This is a genomic window from Exiguobacterium sp. R-39 (assembly GCF_049942815.1).
Classification (GTDB): Bacteria; Bacillota; Bacilli; order Exiguobacteriales; family Exiguobacteriaceae; genus Exiguobacterium_A.
The window spans coordinates 1,298,303-1,324,445 of sequence record NZ_CP187965.1; the positions used below are offsets into that span (position 1 = coordinate 1,298,303).

The 26,143-nt window shown below is 43.6% G+C and carries 24 protein-coding genes; 20 read left to right on the forward strand and 4 right to left on the reverse strand.

The annotated features are described in order from the left end of the window. Positions 1-83: 83 nt before the first annotated feature. A complete protein-coding gene (locus ACP26N_RS06640; protein ID WP_188004143.1) occupies positions 84-410 on the reverse strand; it encodes an ABC transporter permease in 327 nt (108 codons plus the stop codon). Between the two features lie 159 nt (positions 411-569). On the opposite strand from ACP26N_RS06640, the gene ACP26N_RS06645 reads away from it, so the two are divergent. Both ACP26N_RS06645 and ACP26N_RS06650 read left to right on the forward strand, forming a co-directional pair. Then, the gene (locus tag ACP26N_RS06645) at positions 570-1,184 is read left to right on the forward strand and encodes an SMI1/KNR4 family protein (RefSeq protein ID WP_426355118.1); all 615 of its coding nucleotides are present in this window, start codon (positions 570-572) and stop codon (positions 1,182-1,184) included. Positions 1,185-1,220: 36 nt separating this feature from the next. Continuing rightward, a complete protein-coding gene (locus ACP26N_RS06650) occupies positions 1,221-1,694 on the forward strand; it encodes a GNAT family N-acetyltransferase (RefSeq protein ID WP_188004145.1) in 474 nt (157 codons plus the stop codon). Positions 1,695-2,076: 382 nt separating this feature from the next. On the opposite strand, the gene ACP26N_RS06655 is transcribed toward ACP26N_RS06650, so the two are convergent. Then, a complete protein-coding gene (locus ACP26N_RS06655; RefSeq protein WP_426355119.1) occupies positions 2,077-3,870 on the reverse strand; it encodes a type I phosphomannose isomerase catalytic subunit in 1,794 nt (597 codons plus the stop codon). Positions 3,871-4,018: 148 nt separating this feature from the next. Between ACP26N_RS06655 and ACP26N_RS06660 the strand changes: the two genes are divergently transcribed. From ACP26N_RS06660 to ACP26N_RS06680, 5 genes are all read left to right on the forward strand, one after another. Then, a complete protein-coding gene (locus ACP26N_RS06660; RefSeq protein WP_131502825.1) occupies positions 4,019-4,315 on the forward strand; it encodes a PTS sugar transporter subunit IIB in 297 nt (98 codons plus the stop codon). Between the two features lie 5 nt (positions 4,316-4,320). Continuing rightward, entirely contained in the window at positions 4,321-4,650 is a 330-nt protein-coding gene (locus ACP26N_RS06665) for a PTS lactose/cellobiose transporter subunit IIA (RefSeq protein ID WP_426355120.1), read from the forward strand. Positions 4,651-4,665: 15 nt separating this feature from the next. Next, entirely contained in the window at positions 4,666-6,003 is a 1,338-nt protein-coding gene (gene celB, locus ACP26N_RS06670) for a PTS cellobiose transporter subunit IIC (protein ID WP_426355122.1), read from the forward strand. 29 nt (positions 6,004-6,032) lie between these two features. After that, on the forward strand, positions 6,033-7,454 hold the full coding sequence (locus tag ACP26N_RS06675; RefSeq protein WP_426355123.1) for a glycoside hydrolase family 1 protein: 1,422 nt from the start codon (positions 6,033-6,035) through the stop codon (positions 7,452-7,454). Between the two features lie 82 nt (positions 7,455-7,536). Further along, positions 7,537-8,265: a GntR family transcriptional regulator gene (locus ACP26N_RS06680; protein ID WP_131972974.1), complete on the forward strand. Its 729-nt coding sequence runs from the start codon at positions 7,537-7,539 to the stop codon at positions 8,263-8,265. Between the two features lie 672 nt (positions 8,266-8,937). Here ACP26N_RS06680 and ACP26N_RS06685 read toward each other — a convergent pair. Together ACP26N_RS06685 and ACP26N_RS06690 are read right to left on the reverse strand one after the other, a co-directional pair. Beyond that, positions 8,938-9,537 carry a DUF624 domain-containing protein gene (locus ACP26N_RS06685; RefSeq protein WP_131972973.1) on the reverse strand — a complete coding sequence of 200 codons (600 nt, stop codon included), beginning with the start codon at positions 9,535-9,537 and terminating at the stop codon, positions 8,938-8,940. A 27-nt stretch (positions 9,538-9,564) separates the two neighbouring features. Then, on the reverse strand, positions 9,565-10,689 hold the full coding sequence (locus tag ACP26N_RS06690; protein WP_131972972.1) for a GntR family transcriptional regulator: 1,125 nt from the start codon (positions 10,687-10,689) through the stop codon (positions 9,565-9,567). A gap of 364 nt (positions 10,690-11,053) precedes the next feature. Between ACP26N_RS06690 and ACP26N_RS06695 the strand changes: the two genes are divergently transcribed. The 13 genes from ACP26N_RS06695 to ACP26N_RS06755 all read left to right on the forward strand — a co-directional run bounded on the left by ACP26N_RS06695 (position 11,054) and on the right by ACP26N_RS06755 (position 26,036). Next, positions 11,054-12,403, forward strand: a complete 1,350-nt coding sequence (locus ACP26N_RS06695) for an ABC transporter substrate-binding protein (RefSeq protein ID WP_131972971.1) — start codon at positions 11,054-11,056, stop codon at positions 12,401-12,403. A 68-nt stretch (positions 12,404-12,471) separates the two neighbouring features. Next, positions 12,472-13,368 (forward strand): carbohydrate ABC transporter permease, encoded by an 897-nt coding sequence (locus ACP26N_RS06700; protein ID WP_131972970.1) that lies wholly within the window; start codon positions 12,472-12,474, stop codon positions 13,366-13,368. A gap of 72 nt (positions 13,369-13,440) precedes the next feature. Then, positions 13,441-14,283, forward strand: a complete 843-nt coding sequence (locus ACP26N_RS06705) for a carbohydrate ABC transporter permease (protein WP_131973272.1) — start codon at positions 13,441-13,443, stop codon at positions 14,281-14,283. Positions 14,284-14,351: 68 nt separating this feature from the next. Beyond that, positions 14,352-15,752 carry an arabinan endo-1,5-alpha-L-arabinosidase gene (locus ACP26N_RS06710; RefSeq protein WP_426355125.1) on the forward strand — a complete coding sequence of 467 codons (1,401 nt, stop codon included), beginning with the start codon at positions 14,352-14,354 and terminating at the stop codon, positions 15,750-15,752. A gap of 497 nt (positions 15,753-16,249) precedes the next feature. Beyond that, positions 16,250-17,941, forward strand: a complete 1,692-nt coding sequence (araB, locus tag ACP26N_RS06715; protein WP_426355126.1) for a ribulokinase — start codon at positions 16,250-16,252, stop codon at positions 17,939-17,941. Continuing rightward, positions 17,935-18,633, forward strand: a complete 699-nt coding sequence (gene araD / locus ACP26N_RS06720) for an L-ribulose-5-phosphate 4-epimerase (RefSeq protein ID WP_188004151.1) — start codon at positions 17,935-17,937, stop codon at positions 18,631-18,633. Before araB ends, araD begins: the two co-directional genes overlap by 7 nt. 33 nt (positions 18,634-18,666) lie before the next feature. Continuing rightward, positions 18,667-20,154: an L-arabinose isomerase gene (gene araA, locus ACP26N_RS06725; protein WP_131972966.1), complete on the forward strand. Its 1,488-nt coding sequence runs from the start codon at positions 18,667-18,669 to the stop codon at positions 20,152-20,154. A gap of 43 nt (positions 20,155-20,197) precedes the next feature. Beyond that, a complete protein-coding gene (locus ACP26N_RS06730) occupies positions 20,198-21,724 on the forward strand; it encodes an alpha-N-arabinofuranosidase (RefSeq protein ID WP_188004153.1) in 1,527 nt (508 codons plus the stop codon). Positions 21,725-21,812: 88 nt separating this feature from the next. Further along, positions 21,813-21,965: a DUF6171 family protein gene (locus ACP26N_RS06735; RefSeq protein ID WP_426355398.1), complete on the forward strand. Its 153-nt coding sequence runs from the start codon at positions 21,813-21,815 to the stop codon at positions 21,963-21,965. 15 nt (positions 21,966-21,980) lie between these two features. Further along, positions 21,981-22,982 (forward strand): aldose epimerase family protein, encoded by a 1,002-nt coding sequence (locus ACP26N_RS06740; protein ID WP_426355129.1) that lies wholly within the window; start codon positions 21,981-21,983, stop codon positions 22,980-22,982. Next, positions 22,979-24,148, forward strand: coding sequence for a sn-glycerol-1-phosphate dehydrogenase (locus ACP26N_RS06745; RefSeq protein WP_165871649.1), 1,170 nt, complete (start codon positions 22,979-22,981; stop codon positions 24,146-24,148). Before ACP26N_RS06740 ends, ACP26N_RS06745 begins: the two co-directional genes overlap by 4 nt. Beyond that, positions 24,145-25,089: a glycoside hydrolase family 43 protein gene (locus ACP26N_RS06750; RefSeq protein ID WP_131972962.1), complete on the forward strand. Its 945-nt coding sequence runs from the start codon at positions 24,145-24,147 to the stop codon at positions 25,087-25,089. The genes ACP26N_RS06745 and ACP26N_RS06750 overlap by 4 nt, the downstream gene beginning before the upstream one ends. Beyond that, positions 25,086-26,036, forward strand: a complete 951-nt coding sequence (locus tag ACP26N_RS06755) for a glycoside hydrolase family 43 protein (RefSeq protein ID WP_426355130.1) — start codon at positions 25,086-25,088, stop codon at positions 26,034-26,036. The genes ACP26N_RS06750 and ACP26N_RS06755 overlap by 4 nt, the downstream gene beginning before the upstream one ends. The last annotated feature ends 107 nt before the right edge of the window (positions 26,037-26,143 follow it).

The following is a 26,143-nucleotide window of genomic DNA, read 5'->3' on the forward strand; positions in this document are numbered from 1 at the left end:
GAGACACTTTGTTCAATGAGTTTATACAGATTTATCTGTTCTTTAATTTAATAAGATAAATTCACTTCATATTTTTGTATTCATCATCGTTGATTTAGTTGACGTTTTCTAATGAAGTTCGTAATCACTATTACAAGACCGACAATAAAATAAAGGATTCCGTTACCAACGATAACGAATCCAATAAAAGCTGCTGAAAAAGCAGCCCCAAAACCCTCTCCGTCCGCACTGTAGTCTATCTTTAAAAAGATAGAACCTGATATTAAAGCAATGATTGGTCCAAGAAATCCGATTATTAAACCGGATCCCCATAAGGGCATTTTACCTTTCCTGTATAAAAGAACAGCCGACAAATTTAATACGATTAAGCTTGATATTAGAACACTCCAAACTAGTCCATCACCACTCATTCAAAAACCTCCTTCCTTTTAAAAAGGTAATATATGTATTTTTATTGAGTTGATCATATCATAAACGCGAGAAGTTGGTATCTTTATTTCCAATTAAAGGTATAGAATGAAGAGAATGCTTTTATGTAGGAGCAGTTCGAAAATTGAGGAGGATATAAGATGAAACCGATTGAAAGAACCTTGACTTTGCTCAAACAAATGTTTAAAGATGATCCGAGATTTATTATGGGAAGATACGGTAGAAACGGATGGGCAACTTGTAGTTTTAATAAACCTTTAACTTCTCAAGAAATTGAATCCTGCTTGTCTGAAGATAATTTTTCTTTACCGAAAGACTATAAACATTTTTTAACGTTGCATGATGGATGTGGCTTATTTAGAACTGAATCTGATCTAATCCTAGAATTGTTTTCTATTAAGGAAATGCTGGAAATGTCGGAAGAACACCATTCAGAAGACGGTCTCCTTTCAGAAGGAAACTACTGGATCATAGGTCAAATAGATGAGAATTGGATTTTAATTGATAAAAATCAATGTACGGATGCAGAAGAATCCTTTAAAAAACCATATATCACAGTTGTGCATCCATCAGATGGTCTCGATATGGCGGTTCCATTAAATTTAAATTTCGAATGTTTTTTAGAACGCGCTATTATTGCCCAAGGCGAATACTTTTGGGAGTGGTTAGAAGACACTGAGCTAACTGTAATATACGATGATGCTTCTACATATGAAGAAGTTGACGAAACACTTTACCTTGAAAATAAAAAATAAAGCATTCTGAGTGATTTTAAAAAAGGAGAATGTATGATGACCTATACCTTTTTACCGCTGACGCAAAATCAGGCGGAACAGATTGCCTATGACTGGACATACGAGGGTGACTTTGCCTTCTACGATATGCCGAACGACCAAGAAGACTTGGCGGAATTTCTCGATCCCAATCAACGGACGGAACATTATTATGCGGTGATGAATGGAACACAACTAATCGGATTTTTTGTATTTGAGCTCGGACAGGACAGCCTTGATGTGGCACTGGGGATGCGTCCGGATTTGACGGGGCAGGGGAACGGTACAACGTTTTTAGAAAGCGGTCTTGCCTTTGCGATCGAGAAATATCAACCACATCAAATCGAATTAGCCGTCGCGACGTTTAACGAACGGGCAATCCGGCTGTACACAAAAAGCGGTTTTGAGCCGGTCGAACGGTTTCAGCAGGAAACGAACGGCGAAAGTTATGAATTCGTCAAAATGCGTCTACACACAGGAATGATGAAATAAAATCAAACAGCTGATGATTTTTTATGATGCCGCGGGTTTTGATTTTGTTGGGAACTTTACGGAGCATTCTTTTCAAGAGATAGAAATCATCGATGACTAAAACTGATTCAAATACGATCTATTGAGGTCAGGAAGTATCGTGGGTAGTCTGATTGCTTTTGCATTCTATAGTTCGAAGAAGATGTTGAAGAACTGAACTACCAAATGCATTCACTGCCATAACAAAGGAAAATTCAGTCTACATATTTCCTAAAAGAGGAGCCTTCACATGAAATTGATGTGCAGGCTCCTCTTTTTTAGATTCCTAAATAAAAACAATCAGCGAAAGTTCTAATAAAGAGGACATCTTTGAGATGAAAAAGTCTGTGGGGTAGTGGACGAATTAATCGATATATGCCGCCCCGATGACTCCTGCATGACCCTCCAGCGTCGCGAGACGAATGTCGATAGTTGATCGGAGCGCCGGATAAACCAGTCCGCTGACTGCTTCAAGCAACTCTTCCCAATACAAATCAGCTGATCCGGTAACACCACCACCGATGACGATGACATCTGGATCAATTGTGTGAATAATATTTGCTAGACCTGTCGCCAGGTGGTTGATGAAACGAGTACGCTCTTGCGGGTCCTCGAGTAATCGTTCGATGGACGATGTCTGCTTTTCTAAAGCACGTGATTGAAGAGCTGTGCCGCTGGCTAGTCCTTCAAGCGAACCGGCATTAAGCACAGGATGAACCGGACCGGATGAATCGATGATCGTATTGCCGATTTCTCCAGCATACCCATGTGCCCCGCGGATGAGTTTTTTCTCATAAACATATCCGCCTCCGATCCCTGTGCTGACCGTCACGTAATAGACAGAAGAGTACGGTTGACCCGCTCCGAACAATGCTTCGCCGAGTGCTGCGGCATTCGCATCATTCTCAAGCGACACCGGGATGTCGAACATCGAGGATAGAGGGGTGACGAGATCGACGTCATCCCAACCCGGCAGATTCGGAGGAGACAGGAGATGGCCGGTCTTGGTATCGAGCGGACCAGGTGCGGCGATACCGATTGTCGTCAGCTGGAATTCGTCCGAGAACAGTTGAATGGCTTGTTTGATGTGAGAGATAGTTTGTTCCGGACCGGCTGCCGGACGTGTCGGAAATGACAGCTGTTTGATGATGGTATCTTGATCGACGACGGCGACCCGTGTTTGAGTGCCACCTAAATCGATACCGATCCGGAGCGGACGAGTTATTTTTAGTGCGGGACCGGTGACGATCAGAAGTCCTGTTCCAGAGACGGTATGCTCGCTGTTGGCGGGTAAGAGGACCGTTGTGCCGACCGATAATTTGATACCATTCAATTCTATCGTTCCTTCAATGACCGTAATGATCTGGAACAACGGGGATGACTCCAAGGTATGTGTCTGGCGGATGGTCCATTCTTCCACGAAGAAGTCGGGGGTCTGCGTCAAGATTTTGCGGAATGGAGATAGAACGACAGGCGGCTCCGCGTAGTGAAAATGCGGGAAACGGATGACACGTCGGGCTTGCTCGAGATGAAGAGGACGCTTCAATCCTGTAACAGGATCGAGACGATCATAATCATATAGCCGGTATGTCGTATCTGAACTTTGCTGGATTTCGAGGACGACACAGCCTTTCGTCAAGGCATGGACCGTGCCGGCTGGTACATAGAAGAAGTCACCTTTTGAGATCGGGACGTGTTTCAGCGATTGGACTAAGGTTCCCTGGTCGATTGCCGTATCAAACTCGGATGGTGAGGACAGGGAATGACCATAGATGAGCGTGGCATTCTCTGGACAATCGATGATGTACCAACATTCATTCTTACCGAACGGCTGGTCTTCATAGCGTCTGGCATCTGAATCGGTCGGATGGACTTGGACGGATAAATCCGTCGAGGCATCAATCCACTTCAACAAAAGCGGGAAGTCGGAGTCCGTCTCCCTTCCGAATATTTCAGGGTGGTTTGACCATAATTCTTCCAGTGTCATGCCTGCCATCGGACCGGAGCGGACGGTCGTCATACCGTTCGGATGACTGGCGAGCGTCCAGACTTCGCCTGTCCGTTGCTCATCTGAAATGGAAAACCCATACTGTTGAAGCTTCTGACCACCCCATATCCGCTCTTTTACGATGGGTTCAAAAAAAATCGGTTTCTGCATGCTTCATTCCTCCTTCAATCTGTTTTCAATGACAACTCTACACTTTTGATAAATAAAAATAAACAAAATAATTATCAAGTATAGACATGAGTTTGAAAATCCGTATAATCAAATGTGTAAGCGATTTCAAAAAAGGAGGAAATATCAAATGAAAAAAATTATGTTGGCGTGCAGCTCGGGAATGTCGACGAGTATCCTGGTATCGAAAATGCAGGAACATGCGAAGGGAATCGGAGAAGAAGCCAAGATTTGGGCAGTGGGTCAAGATCAGGCATTGAAGGAGATCGACGGTGCTGATGTCATTCTGATCGGACCTCAAATGCGCTTTTTATTATCGAAATTTCAAAAGGCGACAGATAAGCCGGTCGAAGTGATCGATATGATGGCATATGGAATGGCTGACGGAAAAGCGGCGTACGAACAAGCCGTAAAATTAATGGGGTGAACAATATGCCGACAAATGAACAGACGATCGAACAAGTAGCGTTCATGATGATTTTGCACAGCGGAAATGCACGAAGCACAATCCGCGAAGCCATCGAAGTATACAAAGAGGGCACTTTTGAAGAGTTTGATCAATTAATGACCAGTGCACGTTCGCAACTGCAGGAAGCGCACCAGGTTCACTTCAGCCAAGTCCAAAAGGAAGCAAATGGTGAACCGACGACGTTATCTCTTCTCTTGTTGCATGCAGAAGACCATTTGATGTCGACACAGACGATGCTTGATTTAACCTCAGGGCTCATTGAGCTCATGGAACATAAGTTTTCTAAAAAATAATAAGGAGTGTTTGAGATGACTGAGAATAGTAAGTGGTTCGACCTGTTGAGTCGTTTCCTGATGCCGATGGCGGCATTTTTGAATAACAGTCGTTACCTGCAAACGTTACGTGATGCGTTCATGCTTGCTTTTCCGATTACGATGTTCGGTTCGTTGATCGTCGTCGTCGCCAATCTGCCGTTTCTTGATAAGTTCATGTCTCCCGGCGTACTCGATGCCTTCAAGACGTCACTCGGAAATGCACCGTCCGCGACGATGGGAATCATGTCATTGTTTGTGGTGTTTGGAATTGGCTATTATCTTTCTAAAAGTTACGAAGTTGAAGCCGTATTCGGTGGTGTCATCGCTTTAGTCTCGTTCTTATTACTTACTCCGTTTTTTGTTTCAGTTGAAAATGTCACAGGTCCGGTCGGAAACGTCATTCCACTCGACCGTTTAGGTGCGAAAGGCATGTTCCTTGCCATGATCACCGGATTCTTGGCAGGAGAAATCTACCGCTTCGTCGTCCAAAAGAACTGGACGATCAAAATGCCGGCCGGCGTACCGACCGCGGTCGCCAAATCGTTTTCGGCCCTCGTTCCAGCCTTGTTGACCCTCACGATTTTCCTCGGGATCAACATTGCAGTCACTTCTATTTTGAACACGAACTTACATGACCTTATCTTTGATCTCGTTCAAAAGCCGCTCGTCAATCTAGGAAATGGACTCGTCCCGACCTTGATCGCGATTTTCTTTGTCCAGCTGTTTTGGTTTTTCGGTCTGCATGGTCAGGTCATCGTCAACTCGGTGATGGACCCGATTTGGAACACGCTTTCTCTCGAAAACCTGAACGCCTACACATCGAACGGAGAAATTCCGAACATCATCAGCAAACAGTTTATCGAGATCTATACCGTCGGGATCGGCGGATCAGGTTCGACATTGGCTGTTGTCGTCGCCATCCTGTTGTTCATGCGCTCCAAACAATTGAAACAAATCGGGAAGCTGTCGATTGGACCGGGTGTCTTCAACGTCAATGAACCGATGATTTTCGGACTCCCGATCGTCATGAATCCACTCATCATGATTCCGTGGATCGTCGCACCGCTGATTACTGTCACCGTGACGTACTTCGCCATGTCATCCGGTCTCGTTCCTCCTCCGACCGGTGTCGCCGTTCCGTGGACCGTTCCGATGTTCATCAGTGGAATGATGGCGACGAATTCCCTTGCCGGCGGGTTATTACAGCTCGTCAACTTCGCTATCATCATGGCCGTATGGTTCCCGTTCCTCGTTTTCATCGATCGTCTGAACCTGAAGAAGGAAAGAGAAGAAGAAAAGGCTGCACAAGAGAAGGACCAACAAATCGGTTAAGTGAAAACTACAGATAGGATGTGCATACGATGAATCAGATTGAAAATATGACCGGACGGACAAAAAAATATACCTTCCCGACTGACTTTTGGTGGGGAACGGCTGCTTCCGCAACGCAAATGGAAGGTGCCGCTGATGAAGCGGGGAAAGGCCCGAACATTTGGGACTATTGGTACGAACAGGAACCGAATCGCTTCTTTGACGGCGTTGGGGCCACGGTAGCTTCGAACTTCTATCATCAGTATGAGGAAGACATCGCCCTGATGAAGGAACTGGGACACAACTCTTTCCGTATGTCGATCTCCTGGTCCCGGCTGTTCCCGACAGGTGAAGGGGACATCAATCCGTTGGCCGTGGATTTCTATAATCGTGTCATCGATGAGCTGATCGAGGCAGGGATTGAACCTTTCGTCAATCTCTATCATTTCGATATGCCGCTTGCGTTACAGCAGAAAGGTGGCTGGGAGAGCCGGGACGTCGTCCTGCATTTTGTCGACTATGCTAAGAAATGCTTTGATTTGTTCGGGGATCGCGTGGCGAAATGGTTCACACATAACGAACCGATCGTCCCGGTCGAGGGTGGATATTTATATGATTTCCACTATCCGAACGTGGTGGACTTCAAAAGAGCCGTTCAGGTCGCGTATCATTCGATCCTGTCAAGTGCGCTGGCGATCAAGGCGTATCAGGATTCAGATCAGGCGGGCAAGATTGGTATCATTCTGAACCTGACGCCTTCTTATCCGAGAAGTCAGAATGAGGCGGACGTCCAAGCTGCTCATTTGGCGGACATCCTGTTCAACCGCTCCTTCCTGGATCCGTCCGTCTTAGGCAGCTTCCCGCAGGAATTGGTCAAACTGTTAGAAGAACAGGACGCTTTACCGGTCATGGAAGAAACGGACCGGCAGATGATTGCGACGTATACGGTCGACCTGCTCGGTATCAACTATTACCAGCCAAGACGCATCAAAGTGAAGGAGCATCTTCCGAATCCGGCGGCTCCATTCATGCCGGAGCATCTGTTCGATTATTATGAGATGCCGGGACGTAAAATGAACCGTCACCGGGGATGGGAAATCTACGAGAAGGGTGTCTATGACATCTTGACGAACTTGCGTGAGAACTATGGAAACATCGAGTGCTTCATTTCGGAGAACGGCATGGGCGTCGAGGGGGAAGAACGGTATCGTGATGCGGACGGAAGCATTCAGGATGATTACCGGATTGATTTCATCGCGGAGCATCTCAAGTGGGTGCATCTTGCCTTACAGGAAGGTTCGAACGTCAAAGGGTATCATCTCTGGACGTTCATGGACAACTGGTCATGGAGCAACGCCTATAAAAACCGCTATGGTTTTGTCGGGGTAGATCTGTCCAGTCAGACGAGAACGGTCAAAAAGAGTGGGCATTGGTTCAAGCATTTGATTGAAGAGAACGGATTCATAAAATGAGGAAAGATAATCAGGGTATATCTAGCCCTGATTATCTTTTTTTGTTATATTGTTCTTATATGTCTATACATGGGGTGGAATCATGTCTACAAAAAAGAAACCAAAATATGAAAAAATCGCAGATGAGTTACGCAAACGGATTCTTAACGGAGGTTATGATGTCGAAGAGGCGATGCCGGACGAGATTCAATTAGCCGAGGAATTCGAGGTCAGCCGGATGACGATGAAACGCGCCTTGGAGATCTTAGTACTCGAAGGCATCATCTACCGGCAACGAGGACAAGGAACGTTCATCCTGCCGTCGAGCTTTTCGCAGGGAAGAATCAATGTATTGAACAAAGAATCGCAGGGCTTGACGAAGCTGCTTGGCGAACGGGCAGTCAAGAGTGAGGTCTTGCAGTTCGAGGTCCGTTTTCCGGAAGCGGAAGTTGCGCGTCACCTGATGATCGAAAAGACGGATCCAGTCTACGAAATTCGACGTGTCCGTTACGTAGAAGAAGAACCATATGTCATTGAACATACGTTCATGCCATCTTCCCTGATCACCGGATTGACGAAAGAAATTCTGGATACTTCAATTTACCGGTACATTCAGGAAGAGCTTGGGTATACGATCACCAGCTCACACAAGATGATTCGCGCGGACAAACCGAATCAGTGGGACCGTGAATACCTCGGGAACGAAGAAACCGATCCTGTGATTGAAGTCGAACAAGTGGTATTCCTCGGAAACGGAAAACCGTTCGAGTATTCATTTTCGAGGCACCGGTATGACAAGTTTGTCTTTACGTCTGTTCACATCGGTCGATAAAAATAAAAACACAAATGTATTGTGAAAAATTTAATTCTTATTTGAGGGTTATTAGAAAAATAACGGTAGGAATTAATAATGAAGTGATTATATTTTTCGGGTGGAACATAATTATCCCCTCCTTCCTGATTGATGAACTGAACCTTGAATGGTGGACACTTGATAAAAGCCCCCATTCAGTGTTCAGTTCAGAATGGGGCTTAGCTGGGGAAAAAATGATATTTGGTGAAAATGAAGGGAATTATTCTTGGTATTTTGATTTTTGATGAAAACTTGAAAATCCAAAAGTATGGTGTTTAGAAATCTCTGACGAGACTGCACATTTTGTAACAGAATCTTTTGAAGAACTACTACCAAATCTCGAAAAACGAGATAACGATGTTGAGCTATTATACGACGATGTATTTGCGGACTATCCTAGTATGGATGAAATTCGAGAAACAATTAAAGGAAATGATGAGGATGCACGATTCGAAGCGAACAAAAAACGCTTTTTCTTGATAAAGAAAAGAATGACTACTTTGTCTTCAATCTGAAACACCTCCGATACTAGTACTTTTAAAAGTACTAGTATCGGAGGTGTTTCATGTTATCTCATAAATTTAGATTATCCTAATTGCAATAAAAAGGGAATTTTTCTTTTCTCTTCGTTAAAATTTAAAAATACATTTTTTATGTTTTCGATAATGTACAATTTAATTGATGAAGATACAACTTTGTTGTAAAAAACATAATAAAAGAGAAACCAAACAATAGGTAGAGAGGTGATTGATAAGCCAGGACACCTAATGTTGCTAGTAAGAGGAAAGCAAGCAATAAAACGTGCACGTAACGAATAGTGCTAAAGAAAGCTAACTTCAAGACATCGATTTTTTTCATTTCAAAATGTGACAAAATCGGGAAAAGAAATAGAGAAAGAGCACAAAAGACCAAGCTAACGACGATGAGACCCGTAAATAGAATAGTCTGACCCGAGTCAATCTGACGAATGATCAAGAAATCGAATATCAAGAACAACACTATACACGTCCATACGATTCCGAATTTAAAATGCTGTTGCGTCGCTTCTTTAAAAAAATGAACGTATGAACGAAACACACTATAATCTTGATGAATGGACCACTGCCGAGCTACTGAGGTCAGAGCATACAGAGCTGGAAATATCGTAAAGACGGGTAATAGGGTTAACAGAAAAATGAAATTTAATTGTACGAGCCCGGTGACGAATTCAAGCAACTGAAATAATTTACTTTGTTCATGTTTTAAATTCATAATGGCCTCCTTGAAATTTCCATAAAATTAACCTAATTTGGATTCGAGACGATTGAAGGGTGCTGTCGAATTCCGAATGATAAGCTCAGGTTCATAGATGTGAGAGGGTGGAGCCTCCTGTTTTTCGACTGCAGCGATAATCCATTCTGCTGCTGCGCGGCCTAATTCTTGCTTAGGATGAAGGACTGACGTGAGCTTTACTTCTGTCGCGACCGCAAGAATCGAGTCATCATATCCGACGAGCGAGATATCTTGTGGCACTGATAAATGTAACTTTCGTAACTGATCCAATACGCTTAATGCAAGTTGATCATTGTAGCAAACAACAGCACTCGGTCTTTCTTCCGCATTCTCAAAAAAATATCCAATCGAGTCATAGAAACTCGGAACCATGTCTTCTGTTGTATAGGTAACGATCAGCTCTGGTTCTAAAGGAAGACCGTATTCACGAAATGCTCGGATGAAACCACTCATTCGATGGACACCCTGTAAATCATCTGTTTTGAATAGACCTAGGATTCGTTCATGTCCGAGTTTAATCAAATGTTCCGCCGCTAAAAATCCACCTTTTTCGTCATCCATTATGAGGTGAGCAGGTACCAATTGTGAATAGAACTGATTGATCATGAGGTAAGGTATATGTTGCTGTTCTAGTTCCAAATAATACTTAATATTTGGATTATAGTTACTACTCTTCGTTGGTTCGACAATCAAACCGTCGATTTGACGATCAATCATCATTTCAAGGCATTGACGTTCTCTTTCTACATCATTATCTGTACACGATAAGGTTAACGTATAACCTTTAGAGGCTAAGTGTGATTCTATCCCACGGATGATGGAGGGAAAAATATAATCTGACATATAGGTCGTGATGACGCCGATGTTTTTTCCATTACTTATTCGTTCAATGGTTTCCGGAATGGGATTCGGTAACACATGGGAACAATAAGTTCCTGAACCTTGTTCGCGATAAAGATAGCCTTCATTGACAAGCTCACCGACAGCTTGTCGAATCGTATGTCGACTTACTCCGAAAGAGTGGACCAGTTCACTTTCCGGAGGAATTTTTTCGCCTGGTTTTACTGTTCCATCATTTATCCAATTAAGAATATGATCTTTGACCATACTGTACTTTGTACGTTGTGCCATGAGGCGTCCCTGCTTTCTTTCTTGTACCGGTATCAACTCATCCGTACAAGACATGATATTAACTTCATAGTAGCAAATAATTGTATGGTTTGCCACGAATATAAAGAAAAAAACCAGATTTGTTGAATATATGTACGTACAAAAAAGGAAAAAATGACAAAAATCAAATTGACATGTTCAAATCCATGTAATAGACTCAAGTTGTGTAGAAAACGCTTTCATTACCGTTATGAAAGCTTTTTAGTCGATTTAAGTATAATGTTGTGTGGGCTTCGTTATACATCTATTACTTTTTATTAATTAAATATGTACGTACATCTTAGTTTTTTTGAATCCGAAAAATTAATCAATGGAGGAATTGACGATGAATCGTAAATCAAAAAAGATGTTTGCGTTAACGATGACTGCCCTCATGACAACTTCTATCGCACTTGCTGGTTGTTCAGGAGACGGAAAGAGCGCCGATGGAAAAGTGGAACTGACATTCATGTTCCGTGGAAATCCTGAAGAATTAAAAGCCTATAAAGCGACAGTTAAGCGATTTGAAGAAGCACATAAAGATGTCAAAGTAACGATGGTTCAGACGGCCCCCGATCAATATGATACAAAATTAAAATCTGCTATTGCGGGACGCAAAGTACCTGACGTCTTCTTCTATAATCCAGCGCAAGTCAAAGCGTATGTGAACTCGGGTGTGCTATTAGATATTACAAAAGACGTCGAAGGTTCAAAAGACATCAAATTAGAAGACATCTGGCAAAAAGGTGTTGATAAGTACCGTTATGATGGAAAAGCCCTTGGTAAAGGTGCGATTTACGGGCTACCGAAGGACTTAGGACCTTTTGCACTTGGTTATAACAAGACGATGTTTGAGAAAGAGAATGTTCCACTTCCGGATAAAGATAAACCCTATACATGGGATGAATTTGTGAAAGTAGCTAAAAAATTGACGAAAGATACGAATGGCGACGGAAAGATGGATCAGTATGGTACTGGTTTTAACGCGAACTGGGCACTACAACCGTTCGTTTGGAGCAACGGTGCAGATTGGATCAATGAAGAGGGAACAAAGGTGACGATCGACGACCCGAAATTTATCGAAGCCTTGCAATTCTTCGTCGACCAACAAGTGAAACATAAAATTACGCCTTCTATCGGTGAGACGCAAACACTGGATACGTATCAACGTTGGATGAAGGGGCAACTCGCGTTCTTCCCAGTCGGGCCGTGGGATATGGCAGCGTTCAAAGATCAATTGAAATTTGAGTATGATCTACTTCCTTGGCCAGCGGGATCAACGGGTAAGCCATCTGGTTGGGTCGGATCGCTCGGTATCGGTGTCGGATCTACGACGAAACACCAAAAAGAAGCGGCTGAATTAGCCATGTACTTATCGGCTGATCAGGAAGGACAACAGGAATTAGTCGATGCACAAGTCCAGTTGCCAAATAGCATGGAGATTGCAAAAGACTGGGTGGAGGACACATCCATCCAACCAAAGAACAAAGAAGAGTTCTTAGACTTGATCAATGATTACGGTCGTGGTTTCCCAGCCGAGAAAACGTACACAGCAGAATGGTACGACGAGTTCTTTAAAAACATCCAACCTGTCCTTGATGGTAAAACATCAGTCGAAGACTATGTAAAGAAAGAGCAACCAAAAATGCAGAAGTTGCTGGATGCTGCCATCGCACAAGAGAAACAGGCGAACTGATCAAAGGTTTTAGAAAGGGTGGTGTTTATCACTACCTGACCCTTTGACGTGGAAAGGATGGAAGAACGATGAAAACAAAAACGATTTCTAAGTTATATCGAACCGAGCAACGTTATGCCTACTTGTTTGTTGCAGCGCCAGTCATTGGATTCTTTCTTTTCGCATTATTGCCATTGATGTACTCCTTCTATGGCGCATTCACCAATTGGAATGGACTTGGACAAATGAAATTCATTGGTCTAGAGAACTTCATTAATTTGTTCCAAGATGAGTATTTCTATAAGTCGATGTATAACACGCTCTTCATGATGCTTGGTATTCCAATCGGGATCGTACTCGCTCTCATGCTCGCTTTAGCACTGAATCGCGGAATTTTTGGCACGAATACCTTCCGAGTCATTTACTACATCCCCGTCATTTCCTCTATTGCTGCTGTTTCGATTTTATGGCAGTGGGCGTATAACGGAGATTACGGTCTAGTAAATCAGTTCTTAGATCTGATTGGTATTGACGGTCCGAATTGGCTACAAAATACAAATACGGTCAAACCAGCATTGATTGTCATGGCCATCTGGAAAGGGTTAGGCTATACGATGCTCCTTTATTTGGCGGCATTGCAAAGTGTACCTAAATCCTACTATGAAGCAGCGAAATTAGATGGTGCGAATGCGTGGCACTGTTTTTGGTACATCACTCTCCCGATGGTCAAGCCTGTGACATTCTTCATTATCGTGACAAACATTATCGGTGGTGCTCAAATCTTTACGGAAATTAACGTCATGACGCCAACGGGTGGACCGGAGTATTCTTCTGCTTCTGCTGTCTTTTATATTTGGCAAAAGTCGTTCGGGAACTTCCAGTTGGGATATGCTTCGGCGATGGCACTTGTGCTAGGTCTCTTTATCTTCATCATCACGCTACTTCAATTCCGGATGAACGAAAAATCATCATTCGACATCGATTAAGCAACTAGCACCTTGGAAAGGAGAATAACCATGCAGTTAGCTCTTACGCGTAAAAAAGAAAACGTGGAGAAGATGTCAGTAAAGAAAAAGGATCGGATTACGGATGTCTTTGTCTTTGTCTTCTTAACGATGGGAGCGGTCGTCATGATCGCACCGTTACTTTGGATGGTATCGACATCCTTGAAGTCGAAAGAAGAGGTATTTTCGCTTCCACCGGTATGGATTCCGACTGACATATCGTTTAATAAGTATTTTGAGATTTGGAATATGGGTCCACTCTTATCAGGGATATCAAACAGTTTAATTGTTGCGTTGTCTGTCACGATCGTAGGAACATTTACTTCAAGCTTAGCAGCGTTCGCTTTTGCTAAATTGAATTTTAGAGGGAAAAATAAAATCTTTCTACTTTTGTTCGCCTCAGTCATGATTCCATACCCGGTCCTGATGATTCCACAGTTTATGATGTTCTCGAATATTGGATGGGTCGATACATTACTGCCGCTGATTGTACCTGGATTGTTTGGAAACATCTTCATGATTTTCTTCTTGCGTCAATTCTTGAACAGCATTCCGAACTCAATTATCGAAGCAGCTAAAATCGATGGTTGTTCGTATTTCCAAATCTTCTATAAAATCATCTTTCCACTGATCAAGCCCGCTGTAGCGGCACAATTGATTCTTTGGTTTATGGCCATTTGGAATGATTATCTAGGTCCAATTCTATATCTGAATTCACCTGAGAAACAAACGCTTCAACTGGTTATTGCAAATTTCAATGCATCTTATGCAATTCAAAGTGATTATCCATTAATCATGGCTGCATCCGTTGTGGCATTACTCCCGATGTTAATCGTCTTCATGATATTTCAAAAACAGATCATCGAGTCGATTGCCATTTCTGGTGTGAAGGGCTGAGGTGTATAGAGAGAAGAACACCCGTCTTGATTAAAGGCGGGTGCTTTTGATTGAAGGAGGAAACATGTATGAGAAAAATCATGATAGGAATAACAATGTTAATCCTTGTGATTGGCAGCTTTTTGTTTTGGTGGTCTACGAGTGCATCTATCAAAGATTTGGCACTACCAAAAGCACCTTTTGAAAAACAGATTTCAGATGTACGACCTGAAATACTCCATCAAGAGAACAAATGGACGACCAACTTTACGCATGATGGTGCCATTCTAAAGGAAGCGGATACCTATTACGTCTTTTCAACAGATTATATGGTAGGAAGTCCACCAAAACCTGGGATTCAAATACGAAAATCAAAAGACCTTATTCATTGGCAATTCGCGGGTCGTGTATTTGATCAAGTAACAGAAGAAGCCTTTGATTGGACAGGTGGAAACACATTCTGGGCTCCAGCCATTACGAAAATAGCAGGGAAGTTTTACTTGTACTATTCTGTCTCCAAAGTCGGGAGTCGTACTTCTTATATTGGATTAGCGACCGCTGCGCACATTGATGGACCATGGGAAGATAAAGGAGTCGTCGTAGCATCGAAAGACGGAGATGGAAAGACGGTGAACGCCATTGATCCACACGTTCTTCAAGATGAGCACGGTAAGTGGTGGATGACGTACGGTTCGTACTTTGGTGGTATTTTCTTGACGGAGATTGATCCGAAGGACGGTAAGCTCATGAAGGAATCCTACGAAGGTATGTTGCTCGCCAAAAGAAAAGATATGACGATGGGAATCGAAGGGCCGGAAATTCTCTACAATGCTAAAACAGGTTATTACTATTTGATGGTTTCATATGGATGGTTAGAAGATACATATAACGTTCGAATCGGCCGTTCGAAATCGATAAAGGGTCCTTATGTGGACTCCCGTGGGCGTGATTTACGTGATACATCAGATGAATCGTTTGATACTGGCGTGAAGATTATAGGTGGTTATCAATTTAGAGGAGATGATGGATTCGTCGGCACAGGCCACGCTGCATTCTTAAAGGATGGGAAAGATACGTTCATCATTCACCAAGCGCGGCCTAATGAAGATATTTACTGGTCCCAATTGCAAGTTCGAAAAGTGTACTGGACAAAAGACGGTTGGCCCGTCGTCTCACCTGAACGCTATGCGGGAGAATCTGAAATTAAAATTAAAGACGCGCATATGGTCGGTGAATGGGACATCCTTACATTTCCCCGCTTTGATGATGGACAACAGAAATCGGAAAAAGTGACGTTGAAAAAGAATGGAAAGTTACTAAATGAAAAGGGATCATGGCGTCTGAAAAACCATATGCTTACACTTCGTGTAGGGCAAGAAACGTATGATATGCAAATGGGTGCAGCATGGGATTGGGAGAACTGGAAGTCGACGATAATTATGACCGGTATGAGTAAGGATGGAACTACTATTTGGGCAAAACGCTTATGAAAAATAAGAATGCAATGCTGAATAAGAGAAGCATATATTGAAACGAATACCTGATGTAAGAAGGGTCAACTAATCAAATGCGGATTCAAAAGCAACCTATCTTACTGTGTGCTTTGGTTTGAATTCTAATCTAGTCTCTGAATAATTAGACAAACACAAATGGTGTTCATCATTAAATTAGTCATCTGAATGAACTAAAACTATTGAACGCAATTCAACATGTACGTACCAATGGTGATAAAATAGACATGAAAGAGTCTTGAAACAACCTTAAAAGTCTTTTTGAACAAAAAAATAGCCTTATTTACGAAAAAATAGTTGATTAATTGGAAATAATTGATACAATCATAGTGTAAGTTATACGTACAAATTTTTATTTTTATTTTATTTTTCTACACATTTCTATTAATTGTCCGGATGAAAAAAAAGAGTGCCCACACACTTTATTTTTTTATTCCGAAATGTAAGCGTATTCTTTTTGGAAGTAGGGTGATGAAATGTCTAAGTATACAATTGGAATTGACTATGGGACACAATCAGGTAGAGCGGTCTTGATCGACGTAGAAACAGGTCGCGAAGTAGCGACTGCTGTCAAAATGTATACACATGGTGTCATGGATAAATTTTTACCAGATGGAAAAACGCGTTTGGAACATGATTGGGCACTCCAGCATCCGCGAGATTACCTTGAAGTGTTAGAAGTCACCATACCATCCGTTGTAAAAAAAGCAGGTGTCCTGGCGGATCAAGTGATTGGTCTTGGTATTGATTTTACTGCATGTACGATTTTACCGATTGATAAAGACTTGAATCCGTTATGTTTCCGTGATGAACATCAACAAAACCCACATAGCTATGTAAAGTTGTGGAAGCATCATGCAGCCCAAGATGAAGCAGATGCTTTGAACCGGATTGCTAGTGAACGTGGAGAAAGCTTCTTGCAACGTTACGGTGGGAAAATTTCATCAGAGTGGATGATACCGAAAGTCTGGCAAATCTTAAATGAGGCACCGACTATTTATGCGGAAGCACATGAAATTTTAGAAGCGACAGACTGGGTGGTCTCTCAGTTAACAGGAAAAGTTGTACGTAATAGTTGTACGGCTGGATATAAAGCAATGTGGCATAAACAAGAAGGCTATCCTTCAAAATCATTCTTTAAAGCGCTGGATCCCCGACTAGAGAACGTGGTGGAAGAGAAACTCTCCAACGACATCTCGCCTATCGGAGCAAAAGCAGGTGAACTAACGAAAGCTTTCGCCGCTCGGATTGGACTTCTTCCAGGAACAGCCGTTGCGGTAGGGAATGTAGATGCGCATGTAGCAGTACCAGCCGTTGGAATTACCGAACCGGGTAAATTATTGATGGTGATGGGCACATCCACCTGTCATATCTTGCTTGGAAAAGACGAACAAGTCGTACCGGGTATGTGTGGAATCGTAGAAGATGGCGTTCTACCCGGATTAATGGGCTATGAGGCGGGTCAGTCCTGTGTCGGAGATCATTTTGAATGGTTCACTGAAAATTGTGTGCCAAGCAACTATATAGAAGAAGCAGCTCTAAAAGGAATGAGTATCCATCAACTCCTGACAGACAAGGCGGCAGCACAGCGTGTCGGAGAGCACGGTCTGATTGCTCTAGATTGGTGGAATGGAAATCGCTCTACGCTTGTCGATACGAATCTGACAGGAATACTGCTTGGAGCCACCTTGCTCACAAAAACGGAGGATATGTATCGAGCGCTGATTGAAGCAACTGCCTATGGAACACGAACCATCGTCGAAGCGTTTCGGACAAGTGGCGTTCCGGTACACGAAGTCTATGCAGCAGGTGGAATCGCAGAGAAGAACACACTGATGATGCAAATTTACGCGGACGTATTGAATATGGAAATCAAAATTTCAGCCTCTTCTCAAACGCCAGCGTTAGGATCTGCAATGTTCGGTGCCGTCGCAGCAGGAGCAGAGCGAGGAGGATATGCCACGATCACAGAAGCAGCGACGAAAATGGGACGCGTGAAGGACAAGACCTATGTTCCGATTCCAGAAAATGTCGAGGTGTACGATGCCTTATTCGCTGAGTATACGAAACTGTATGATTATTTCGGTCGTGGAGAGAACGATGTGATGAAGCGTTTGAAAAAAATTAAAGCTGAAGCGTCACGTCAGAAGGGGGAACCCGTATGGTAAGTCGTCAATTGAAAGAAGAAGTACTAAAAGCCAATCTAGCTTTACCTCAACATGATTTGGTTACGTTCACGTGGGGCAACGTCAGTGGAATCGATCGCAATACAGGTTTGGTTGTCATCAAACCGAGCGGGGTGCCCTATGAGCAATTGACGATAGAAGATTTAGTCGTCGTTGATTTAGAAGGAAATATTGTAGAAGGTGAACTGCGTCCATCCTCAGATACACCGACTCATCTTGCATTGTATCGTGCTCTTCCAGAGATTGGGGGCATTGTTCACACGCACTCACCGTGGGCGACGAGCTGGGCCCAAGCAAAACGATCGATTCCTGCTTTTGGGACGACGCATGCTGATTACTTCTATGGAGAAATTCCTTGTACGCGGGAGCTATCAGATGAAGAAATCGAGGCAGCTTATGAGTTAGAGACGGGACATGTCATTATTGAAACATTGAGCGAACTCCACTTAGAAGCCGTTGCTGTACCTGGTGTGCTTGTCGCCAATCATGCTCCCTTCTGTTGGGGAAAGGATGCGGATGAAGCAGTGCATAATGCCGTCGTACTTGAAGAAGTAGCAAAGATGGGAATCCATGCCTTGAACTTGAATCCGAATTTGACACCAATCAAACAAAGCATATTAGACAAACACTATCTGCGGAAGCATGGAGCGAACGCATATTACGGTCAGAAATAATACCTGCTCATAGCTAGATTAGGGGGACTTTAGATGTTGACAGCAAATACGCATGAATTTTGGTTTATAACAGGAAGCCAGATGCTTTATGGAGAGGATGTTCTGCGCCAAGTCGAAACGCATTCAAAAGAAATGGTTTCAGGGTTAGACGGAGCCGACGTCTTTCGTGATCGGATTGTCTTTAAAGGAGTCGTCAAAAATGCCGAGGAAATTCGGCAGATGATGCTCCAAGCCAATGCAGATGATACGTGTGCTGGTGTCATTACATGGATGCATACCTTCTCTCCATCCAAAATGTGGATCAGTGGGATGCGCGTTCTACAAAAACCATTGCTTCATTTTGGTACACAATTCAACCGTGACATTCCATGGGATGCCATCGATATGGATTTCATGAACCTCAATCAGTCGGCACACGGGGATCGAGAACATGGCTTCATCACAAGCCGGATGAATGTGAAACGCAAAGTGCTAGTCGGGCATTGGGAAGATACAGGTACTCGCCAAAAGATGGCGTCTTGGATGAGTGTCGCCCATGCTTTAGCGGAAAGTAAAGTCTTGAAGGTAGCGCGTTTTGGTGACAACATGCGTAATGTTGCCGTGACGGAAGGCGATAAAGTTGAGGCACAGATTCGGCTTGGCTGGACGGTTGACGGTTATGGCGTTGGGGATCTCGTCACATACATGGATGCAGTGACGGAGACAGCGTTGGATGAGCTGATGGAAGAATATCAAACACGATATGAATTGACGAATAAAGGAATGAAAGAAGAAGCATTCCTCGCCTCAGTTCGCTACCAAGGACGCATCGAACTCGGGATGAAAGCTTTCTTGGAAGCGGGAGAATACACAGCTTTCACTACAACTTTCGAAGATTTACATGGAATCAAGCAATTACCCGGTCTAGCTGTTCAACGTTTAATGGAACAAGGCTACGGATTTGCGGGAGAAGGGGACTGGAAGACAGCGGCTTTAGTGCGTCTTATGAAGATCATGGCCAGCAACGAGCGCACCTCCTTCATGGAAGATTATACGTACCACTTTGAGCCTGGAAACGAGATGGTCCTCGGTGCACATATGCTCGAGATCTGTCCGACGATTGCTGTAGACAAGCCACGAATCGAGGTACATCCGCTCGGCATCGGAGATCGGGAGGCACCGGCGCGAATGGTATTCGAAGGACAGAACGGTAAGGCACTTAATGCCAGTCTGATTGATCTAGGACATCGCTTCCGCCTTCTAGTCAACACGGTGGAAGGAATCCAACCTGATGAAGAAATGTCGAACTTACCAGTTGCACGTGTTCTTTGGAAAACACAACCGTCGATGGCTCAGGCCGTTGAAAACTGGATTCAAGCTGGAGGCGCTCATCATACTTGTTACTCTTATGAAGTCACAACAGACCAACTGCGCGACTTTGCGGAACTTCTCAATGTCGAAATTGCTGTCATCGACGAACAAACGGAGACAGTCAGGTTCAATAATGAATTACGCTGGAACGAGCTGTATTATCGACCATAATCTATTGGGACCTGATCAGGTCCCTTTTCATGGAGGAGATATTATGAATAACCAACTCATTAAATCAACACTGAAGACAAAAGAAGCGACAACACAACTGATCGTCAATGCGGATCTACCGAGAGGCAAAATCAGCAAGCATATCTATGGGCACTTCGCGGAACACCTCGGACGTTGCATCTATGAAGGTCTCTGGGTCGGTCCGGAATCGCACATCCCAAACACGGATGGCATTCGGAATGACGTGTTAGCGGCGCTGAAGAAATTGAGTATTCCTGTCTTGCGTTGGCCTGGCGGTTGCTTTGCTGATGAATACCATTGGAAAGATGGAATCGGACCGAACGAGAACCGAAAACGGATGGTCAACACGCATTGGGGTGGCGTTGTCGAAAACAATCATTTTGGGACACATGAATTCATGCGTCTCTGTGAACTACTCGAATGCGAGCCATATATCTGTGGGAACGTCGGAAGTGGAACGGTTCAAGAAATGTCTGAGTGGGTCGAATACATGACATTCAACGGAGAGTCACCGATGGCGAACTGGCGTCAGGAGAATGGTCGCACGGAACCGTGGTCGCTTACATACTTCGGCGTCGGCAACGAGAACTGGGGTTGTGGTGGAAACATGCGTCCTGAGTATTACGCAGACCTGTATCGCCGCTATCAGACTTATGTACGAAACTATGATGGCAATCAGCTCTACAAGATTGCTGGTGGCGCCAATATTGATGACTACAAATGGACAGAGGTTCTCATGCGTGAAGCAGGTACGATGATGGACGGACTCAGCCTTCACTATTACACGATCCCGGGTGATTTCTGGTTAGGTAAAGGATCGGCGTTAGATTTCACAGAAGACGAGTGGTTCATCACATTAAAACGTGCTTATTATATGGATGAATTGATCACGAAGCACGGTCAAATTATGGACCAATATGATCCGGAGAAGCGAGTCGGCCTGATCGTCGATGAGTGGGGAACATGGTTCGATGTAGAACCAGGAACGAACCCAGGCTTCTTGTATCAACAAAATTCAATCCGTGATGCACTCGTAGCAGCGATTCACTTCAATATCTTCCATAAGCACAATGATCGTGTTCACATGGCGAACATTGCACAAATGGTCAACGTGCTTCAGGCGATGATATTGACGGAAGGTGATCAGTTCATTCTTACTCCGACGTATCACGTGTTTGAAATGTATCGTGTCCATCAAGATGCTGAACGTGTCGAACTAGCAGCCATTACACGTGACTATGTCACTAAACAGGAAGCCATTCCCGCGATAAATGCAACAGCTTCTCGTGACGCAGAAGGTGTGTTGCATATCAGTCTTTGTCAGCTCGATCACGAGAACGGCGATAAGGTAGAAATTGATTTGCGTGGTATCGGGATAATTTCTGAAGTATCGGCACGTATTTTAACAGCAGATCATCTCAATGCCCATAATACGTTCGAACAACCTGATTTGGTTTCTCCACGCGATCATGAAGTGCAGCTGACGGAAGAAGGAAAACTTATTTTTGATGTACCCGCAATGAGCGTCATTACGCTTACGGTTAGCTGAGATGAAGGTCGCAGAGACACGACGTTGTCGGACTTGTTCTCCCACAGCGCTAGAGACAGATTGGTTGTTGACGATTGATGCAGAAGTGATGCAACAAGTTACGGATGCCGAGTATCAAGAACGACTTCGTCAGTGTTCGACCTGTCCGTTTCATCAGGACGATACCTGTTTAAAGTGTGGATGTTATATCTCTTACCGAGCACGTCTTGCAACGAAGCATTGTCCTATGAAGGTTTGGTGAGAAAGGAGCAACAATATGGAACGACAGACAGAAGTAGTGGATCAGACGGCAATCATGCTTGAGAATGAGACGTGTCGTTTGCGTATCTTGACATATGGAGCTACGCTTCAAGAATTTTCGATACAAGATGAAGGATGGAAAAATCTTATCCTGTCTTACGATACGTTGGAAGAGTATATGGCAGATACCTATTACTTAGGAGCGACCATCGGGCGCGTCGCAGGTCGAATCGAAAACGGCGCATTTGATCTAGAGAAAATGACGTATCAGTTACCGCAAAACGAAGGGAATCATCATTTACATGGTGGAGACGGTCTGCACTGTCAGTTTTGGAAAGTAGAAGACGTGTCAGCAGATTTCCTAACCCTTCGTTACGTAAGTCCTGATGGTGAGAATGGCTATAAAGGAATGCTTGATATTCGGGCTTCTTTTGAGTTACTTTCTGATGGTATGAGGATTAGCTATGAGGCAACCAGTGATACTGATACGGTGTGTGATCTGACGAACCATACGTACTTTAATCTGAGTGCAGGTAAACGTGATATTTTACAACATGAATTGACATTATCTGCTGATCGCTTTGCTGAGCTACGTGAGGATTTGATACCTACAGGAAAATTACTAGAGGTAGACCAAACACCATTCGACTTCCGATTAGGCCGAACCTTATCGGAAGGTTCTGCTTCGCATCATCCTCAAAACCAATTGGTCGGTGGTTATGATCATCCGTTTGTGTTCGCCGATCAACGAAAAGCGAAGCTCTATGATCCTGAAAGCCAACGCACATTGACATTGTTTACATCTACTCCCGCACTCGTTTTGTACTCAGGAAATCAGATGAATGAGGAGACGGTGTTACGTGAAGGACAATCAAGAAAACATTACGGTGTATGTTTAGAGCCGCAGCATCTTCCTGACGCGGTCCATCATGAAGAGTTCCCTTCTATCCTATTAGCAGCAGGACAGACATATCGATGGGAAACGGTGTATCGAGTCGAGAAAGGAGTCAGCCGATGAACCTCGAACAGATTCAGGAACAGGTAGCCGCTTGCACATGTGGAAATCCGCATCACACCATTACAATAGAACAGATTAGTGCTTCAGAAAATGTTTGGCAATCGTTAGCCGAGTTTGTACAGAAAAAAGAATGGCGTCACCTTCTCGTCATCGCAGATGCAAATACGCAGGCTGTCGGTTATTCTCCATTGAAAAAAGTATTAGAAGAAGTGGGCATCGACGTATCATTCGTCTCACTTTCCTCGAACGAACAAGGGGATGTCTTAGCTGGTGAATTATCAGTTGTTCAAGTGTTGTTAGAGCAAGATGCGAGTGTAGATGCATTGATTGCACTAGGAACAGGTACGATTCATGATGTGACTCGATTCTGTGCTGCAAAAACAAAAGTGCCATTTCTCTCGGTGCCAACTGCTCCTTCAGTGGATGGTTTTACATCGAAAGGGGCACCATTGATTGTAAGAGGTAAAAAGATCACCTATCAACTTGTTTCGCCGATTGCTGTATTTGTACCGAATGATATTATTCGCAACGCACCACAAGCTTTAGTGGCAGCAGGTGTAGGTGATATGCTCGGAAAATATACATCCTTATTGGATTGGCACTTTGGCGCTTTTGATGGAAATGAACCGTTTTGTCCTATTGTCGCTCGATTAACAGAACGAGCATTGTTTGCCTGTATGGAGGTTCTACCAGAGATCTACGAAGGAAAAGCGAAAGGTTTGGATCAACTCATGGACTCGCTACTCCTATCTGGAATTGCCATGTTGATCTTTGGTCATTCGCATCCCGCTTCTGGTGGGGAACATCACCTGTCTCATTACTGGGAGATGGATTTCATTACGCACCATCGCCCGGCAGTCTTACATGGTACAAAGGTGGCTGTCGCCACAATGGAACTCATTGATCTCTACAGAACAATGATCCAGGAACGTTCTGATACGCCAGTGAAGCTGAACGATTGGGCACAACATATGCCGACTCGACAGGAGATGGAGTATATCTTTGGTGCTTTAAAAGCACCTCTTCGACCAGAAGAAATTGGTGTGTCACCCCTTCTGCTAGCAAGTAGTAAACAAGAAGCTTACCGATTGCGAGAACGGCATACACTTTTAAAACAGATGAGCCTACAGTCTACTCATTCTGAGGCAGAGGAGAATTCTTTATGAGAGAAGCAATTATAAACCCTATCGTTGAACAACGCGCAGATCCATGGATAATGCGTCATACAGACGGCTATTATTATTTCACAGCTTCCTTACCTGATTTTAGTGGGATTCCCCTCCGTCGAGCTCAGACTATTAAAGAGTTAACAGAAGCAGAGGAACAAATCATATGGACGAAACGTCCGACAGGTATCATGAGTGCTAACATTTGGGCGCCTGAACTGCATCATATTCAAGGGAAATGGTATCTCTATTTCGCAGCAGCACGTGAGGATGCTATTTTTGATCATCGTATGTATGTTCTTGAAAATAGCGCAGCTAATCCTTTGGAAGGTGACTGGATAGAAAAAGGGCAGATCAAAACATGGCGAGAATCGTTTGCACTCGATGCGACAACGTTCGAACATGAAGGACATCTGTATTACATCTGGGCACAGAAAGATCCTGAAATTGAAGGGAACTCTAATCTGTACATTTCAGAAATGAAAAATCCTTGGACTTTAATCGGACCACAAACGATGATTGCTAGTCCGAAGCATCCATGGGAAAAGATTGGTTTTCTTGTAAACGAGGGTCCGGCTGTTTTGAAGCGACACGGGCGTATATACGTAACGTTTTCAGCAAGTGCGACCGATCATAATTACTGTATGGGTCTTCTTAGTATTGATGAGACGGAGAATGTGCTGGACGTAACCCGTTGGAAGAAGCATCCGAATCCTGTTCTTACAACAAATGAAGCGATCAGCGAATACGGACCGGGTCACAATAGTTTTACGACGCTTACAGATGGGACGGATATTTTGGTTTATCATGCCCGTAGCTATAAAGAAATCGATGGCGATCCACTATGGGATCCAAATCGTCATACGTATATACGACCGTTTACTTGGCAGGGAGAACTACCTGTATTCGAGAAGAGTTTAGCAAACGAGGAGGTAATATGATGAATCAGACAGAGGATCAGCATCTTATAGTAGAGCAACGAGCAGATCCGTGGGTGTATTTACATTCTGATAACTACTATTATTTCACGGCGTCCGTTCCTGAATATGACCGAATTGAATTACGTCGTGCCACATCGCTTCAAGAATTAAGTGATGCAACACCTGTAACAGCCTGGGTCAAACACGAAACAGGTCCGATGAGTGATTTGATTTGGGCTCCAGAGTTACATTATATTGATGGGAAATGGTATATCTATTTCGCAGCTGCAAAATCACGTGAGATTGTGAATGGACTCTTTGATCATCGGATGTTCGTACTGGAAAGTAGTTCTACGAATCCTCTTGAAGGCGAGTGGGTAGAAAAAGGACAAATCGAAACGGAATGGGATTCATTTGCGCTTGATGCGACTGTATTTGAGCATCGAGATGTTCATTATTTAGTCTGGGCACAAAAAGATCCAGCTATTGAAGGGAATTCTAATCTCTATATTGCAGAGTTAGAAAGTCCGTGGACCATCAAATTACCACAAATTATGCTCACAAAACCCGAGTTAGAATGGGAAACAAAAGGGTTTCTCGTCAATGAAGGTGCGGCAGTATTAAAACGCGATGGTCAGATTTTTATAACGTACTCTGCTAGTGCAACAGATGAAAACTATTGCATAGGTATGTTAAGTGCTTCTGAAGAAGGAGATATACTCAATCCTTCCATATGGAAAAAAGTACTTAAGCCAGTATTTAAAACAAATATAGAGGCCGGCCAATATGGTCCTGGGCACAATAGTTTTACTGTGAACGAATATGGTGAAGATGTCATTGTCTATCATGCCCGCACTTATACGAACATTGAGGGCGATCCATTGTATGATCCTAATAGGCATACACGCGCACAAGTGTTTACATGGGATAGAGATATGCAACCCATCTTTGGTAAACCTTCTGAATAAGTAATAGAAATCATAAAAGGTATACATTTCGACGTCGAAATGTATACCTTTTATGATTTCTTGATTGTATAAGAAAGCGTAACACTGTTTTATACTTAATTCCTCAT

Excerpts from the sequence above, each read along its gene's own strand:
- araD (WP_188004151.1), top strand. The coding sequence starts at position 17,935 with ATGGTAAGTCGTCAATTGAAAGAAGAAGTACTAAAAGCCAATCTAGCT.
- ACP26N_RS06710 (WP_426355125.1), top strand. The coding sequence starts at position 14,352 with ATGAGAAAAATCATGATAGGAATAACAATGTTAATCCTTGTGATTGGC.
- ACP26N_RS06645 (WP_426355118.1), top strand. The coding sequence starts at position 570 with ATGAAACCGATTGAAAGAACCTTGACTTTGCTCAAACAAATGTTTAAA.
- ACP26N_RS06650 (WP_188004145.1), top strand. The coding sequence starts at position 1,221 with ATGACCTATACCTTTTTACCGCTGACGCAAAATCAGGCGGAACAGATT.
- ACP26N_RS06745 (WP_165871649.1), top strand. The coding sequence starts at position 22,979 with ATGAACCTCGAACAGATTCAGGAACAGGTAGCCGCTTGCACATGTGGA.
- ACP26N_RS06660 (WP_131502825.1), top strand. The coding sequence starts at position 4,019 with ATGAAAAAAATTATGTTGGCGTGCAGCTCGGGAATGTCGACGAGTATC.
- ACP26N_RS06675 (WP_426355123.1), top strand. The coding sequence starts at position 6,033 with ATGAATCAGATTGAAAATATGACCGGACGGACAAAAAAATATACCTTC.
- ACP26N_RS06695 (WP_131972971.1), top strand. The coding sequence starts at position 11,054 with ATGAATCGTAAATCAAAAAAGATGTTTGCGTTAACGATGACTGCCCTC.
- ACP26N_RS06680 (WP_131972974.1), top strand. The coding sequence starts at position 7,537 with ATGTCTACAAAAAAGAAACCAAAATATGAAAAAATCGCAGATGAGTTA.
- ACP26N_RS06690 (WP_131972972.1), bottom strand. The coding sequence starts at position 10,689 with ATGGCACAACGTACAAAGTACAGTATGGTCAAAGATCATATTCTTAAT.
- ACP26N_RS06655 (WP_426355119.1), bottom strand. The coding sequence starts at position 3,870 with ATGCAGAAACCGATTTTTTTTGAACCCATCGTAAAAGAGCGGATATGG.
- araB (WP_426355126.1), top strand. The coding sequence starts at position 16,250 with ATGTCTAAGTATACAATTGGAATTGACTATGGGACACAATCAGGTAGA.
- ACP26N_RS06730 (WP_188004153.1), top strand. The coding sequence starts at position 20,198 with ATGAATAACCAACTCATTAAATCAACACTGAAGACAAAAGAAGCGACA.
- ACP26N_RS06640 (WP_188004143.1), bottom strand. The coding sequence starts at position 410 with ATGAGTGGTGATGGACTAGTTTGGAGTGTTCTAATATCAAGCTTAATC.
- ACP26N_RS06755 (WP_426355130.1), top strand. The coding sequence starts at position 25,086 with ATGATGAATCAGACAGAGGATCAGCATCTTATAGTAGAGCAACGAGCA.
- ACP26N_RS06735 (WP_426355398.1), top strand. The coding sequence starts at position 21,813 with ATGCAACAAGTTACGGATGCCGAGTATCAAGAACGACTTCGTCAGTGT.
- ACP26N_RS06700 (WP_131972970.1), top strand. The coding sequence starts at position 12,472 with ATGAAAACAAAAACGATTTCTAAGTTATATCGAACCGAGCAACGTTAT.
- araA (WP_131972966.1), top strand. The coding sequence starts at position 18,667 with ATGTTGACAGCAAATACGCATGAATTTTGGTTTATAACAGGAAGCCAG.
- ACP26N_RS06685 (WP_131972973.1), bottom strand. The coding sequence starts at position 9,537 with ATGAATTTAAAACATGAACAAAGTAAATTATTTCAGTTGCTTGAATTC.
- ACP26N_RS06740 (WP_426355129.1), top strand. The coding sequence starts at position 21,981 with ATGGAACGACAGACAGAAGTAGTGGATCAGACGGCAATCATGCTTGAG.
- ACP26N_RS06705 (WP_131973272.1), top strand. The coding sequence starts at position 13,441 with ATGTCAGTAAAGAAAAAGGATCGGATTACGGATGTCTTTGTCTTTGTC.
- celB (WP_426355122.1), top strand. The coding sequence starts at position 4,666 with ATGACTGAGAATAGTAAGTGGTTCGACCTGTTGAGTCGTTTCCTGATG.
- ACP26N_RS06750 (WP_131972962.1), top strand. The coding sequence starts at position 24,145 with ATGAGAGAAGCAATTATAAACCCTATCGTTGAACAACGCGCAGATCCA.
- ACP26N_RS06665 (WP_426355120.1), top strand. The coding sequence starts at position 4,321 with ATGCCGACAAATGAACAGACGATCGAACAAGTAGCGTTCATGATGATT.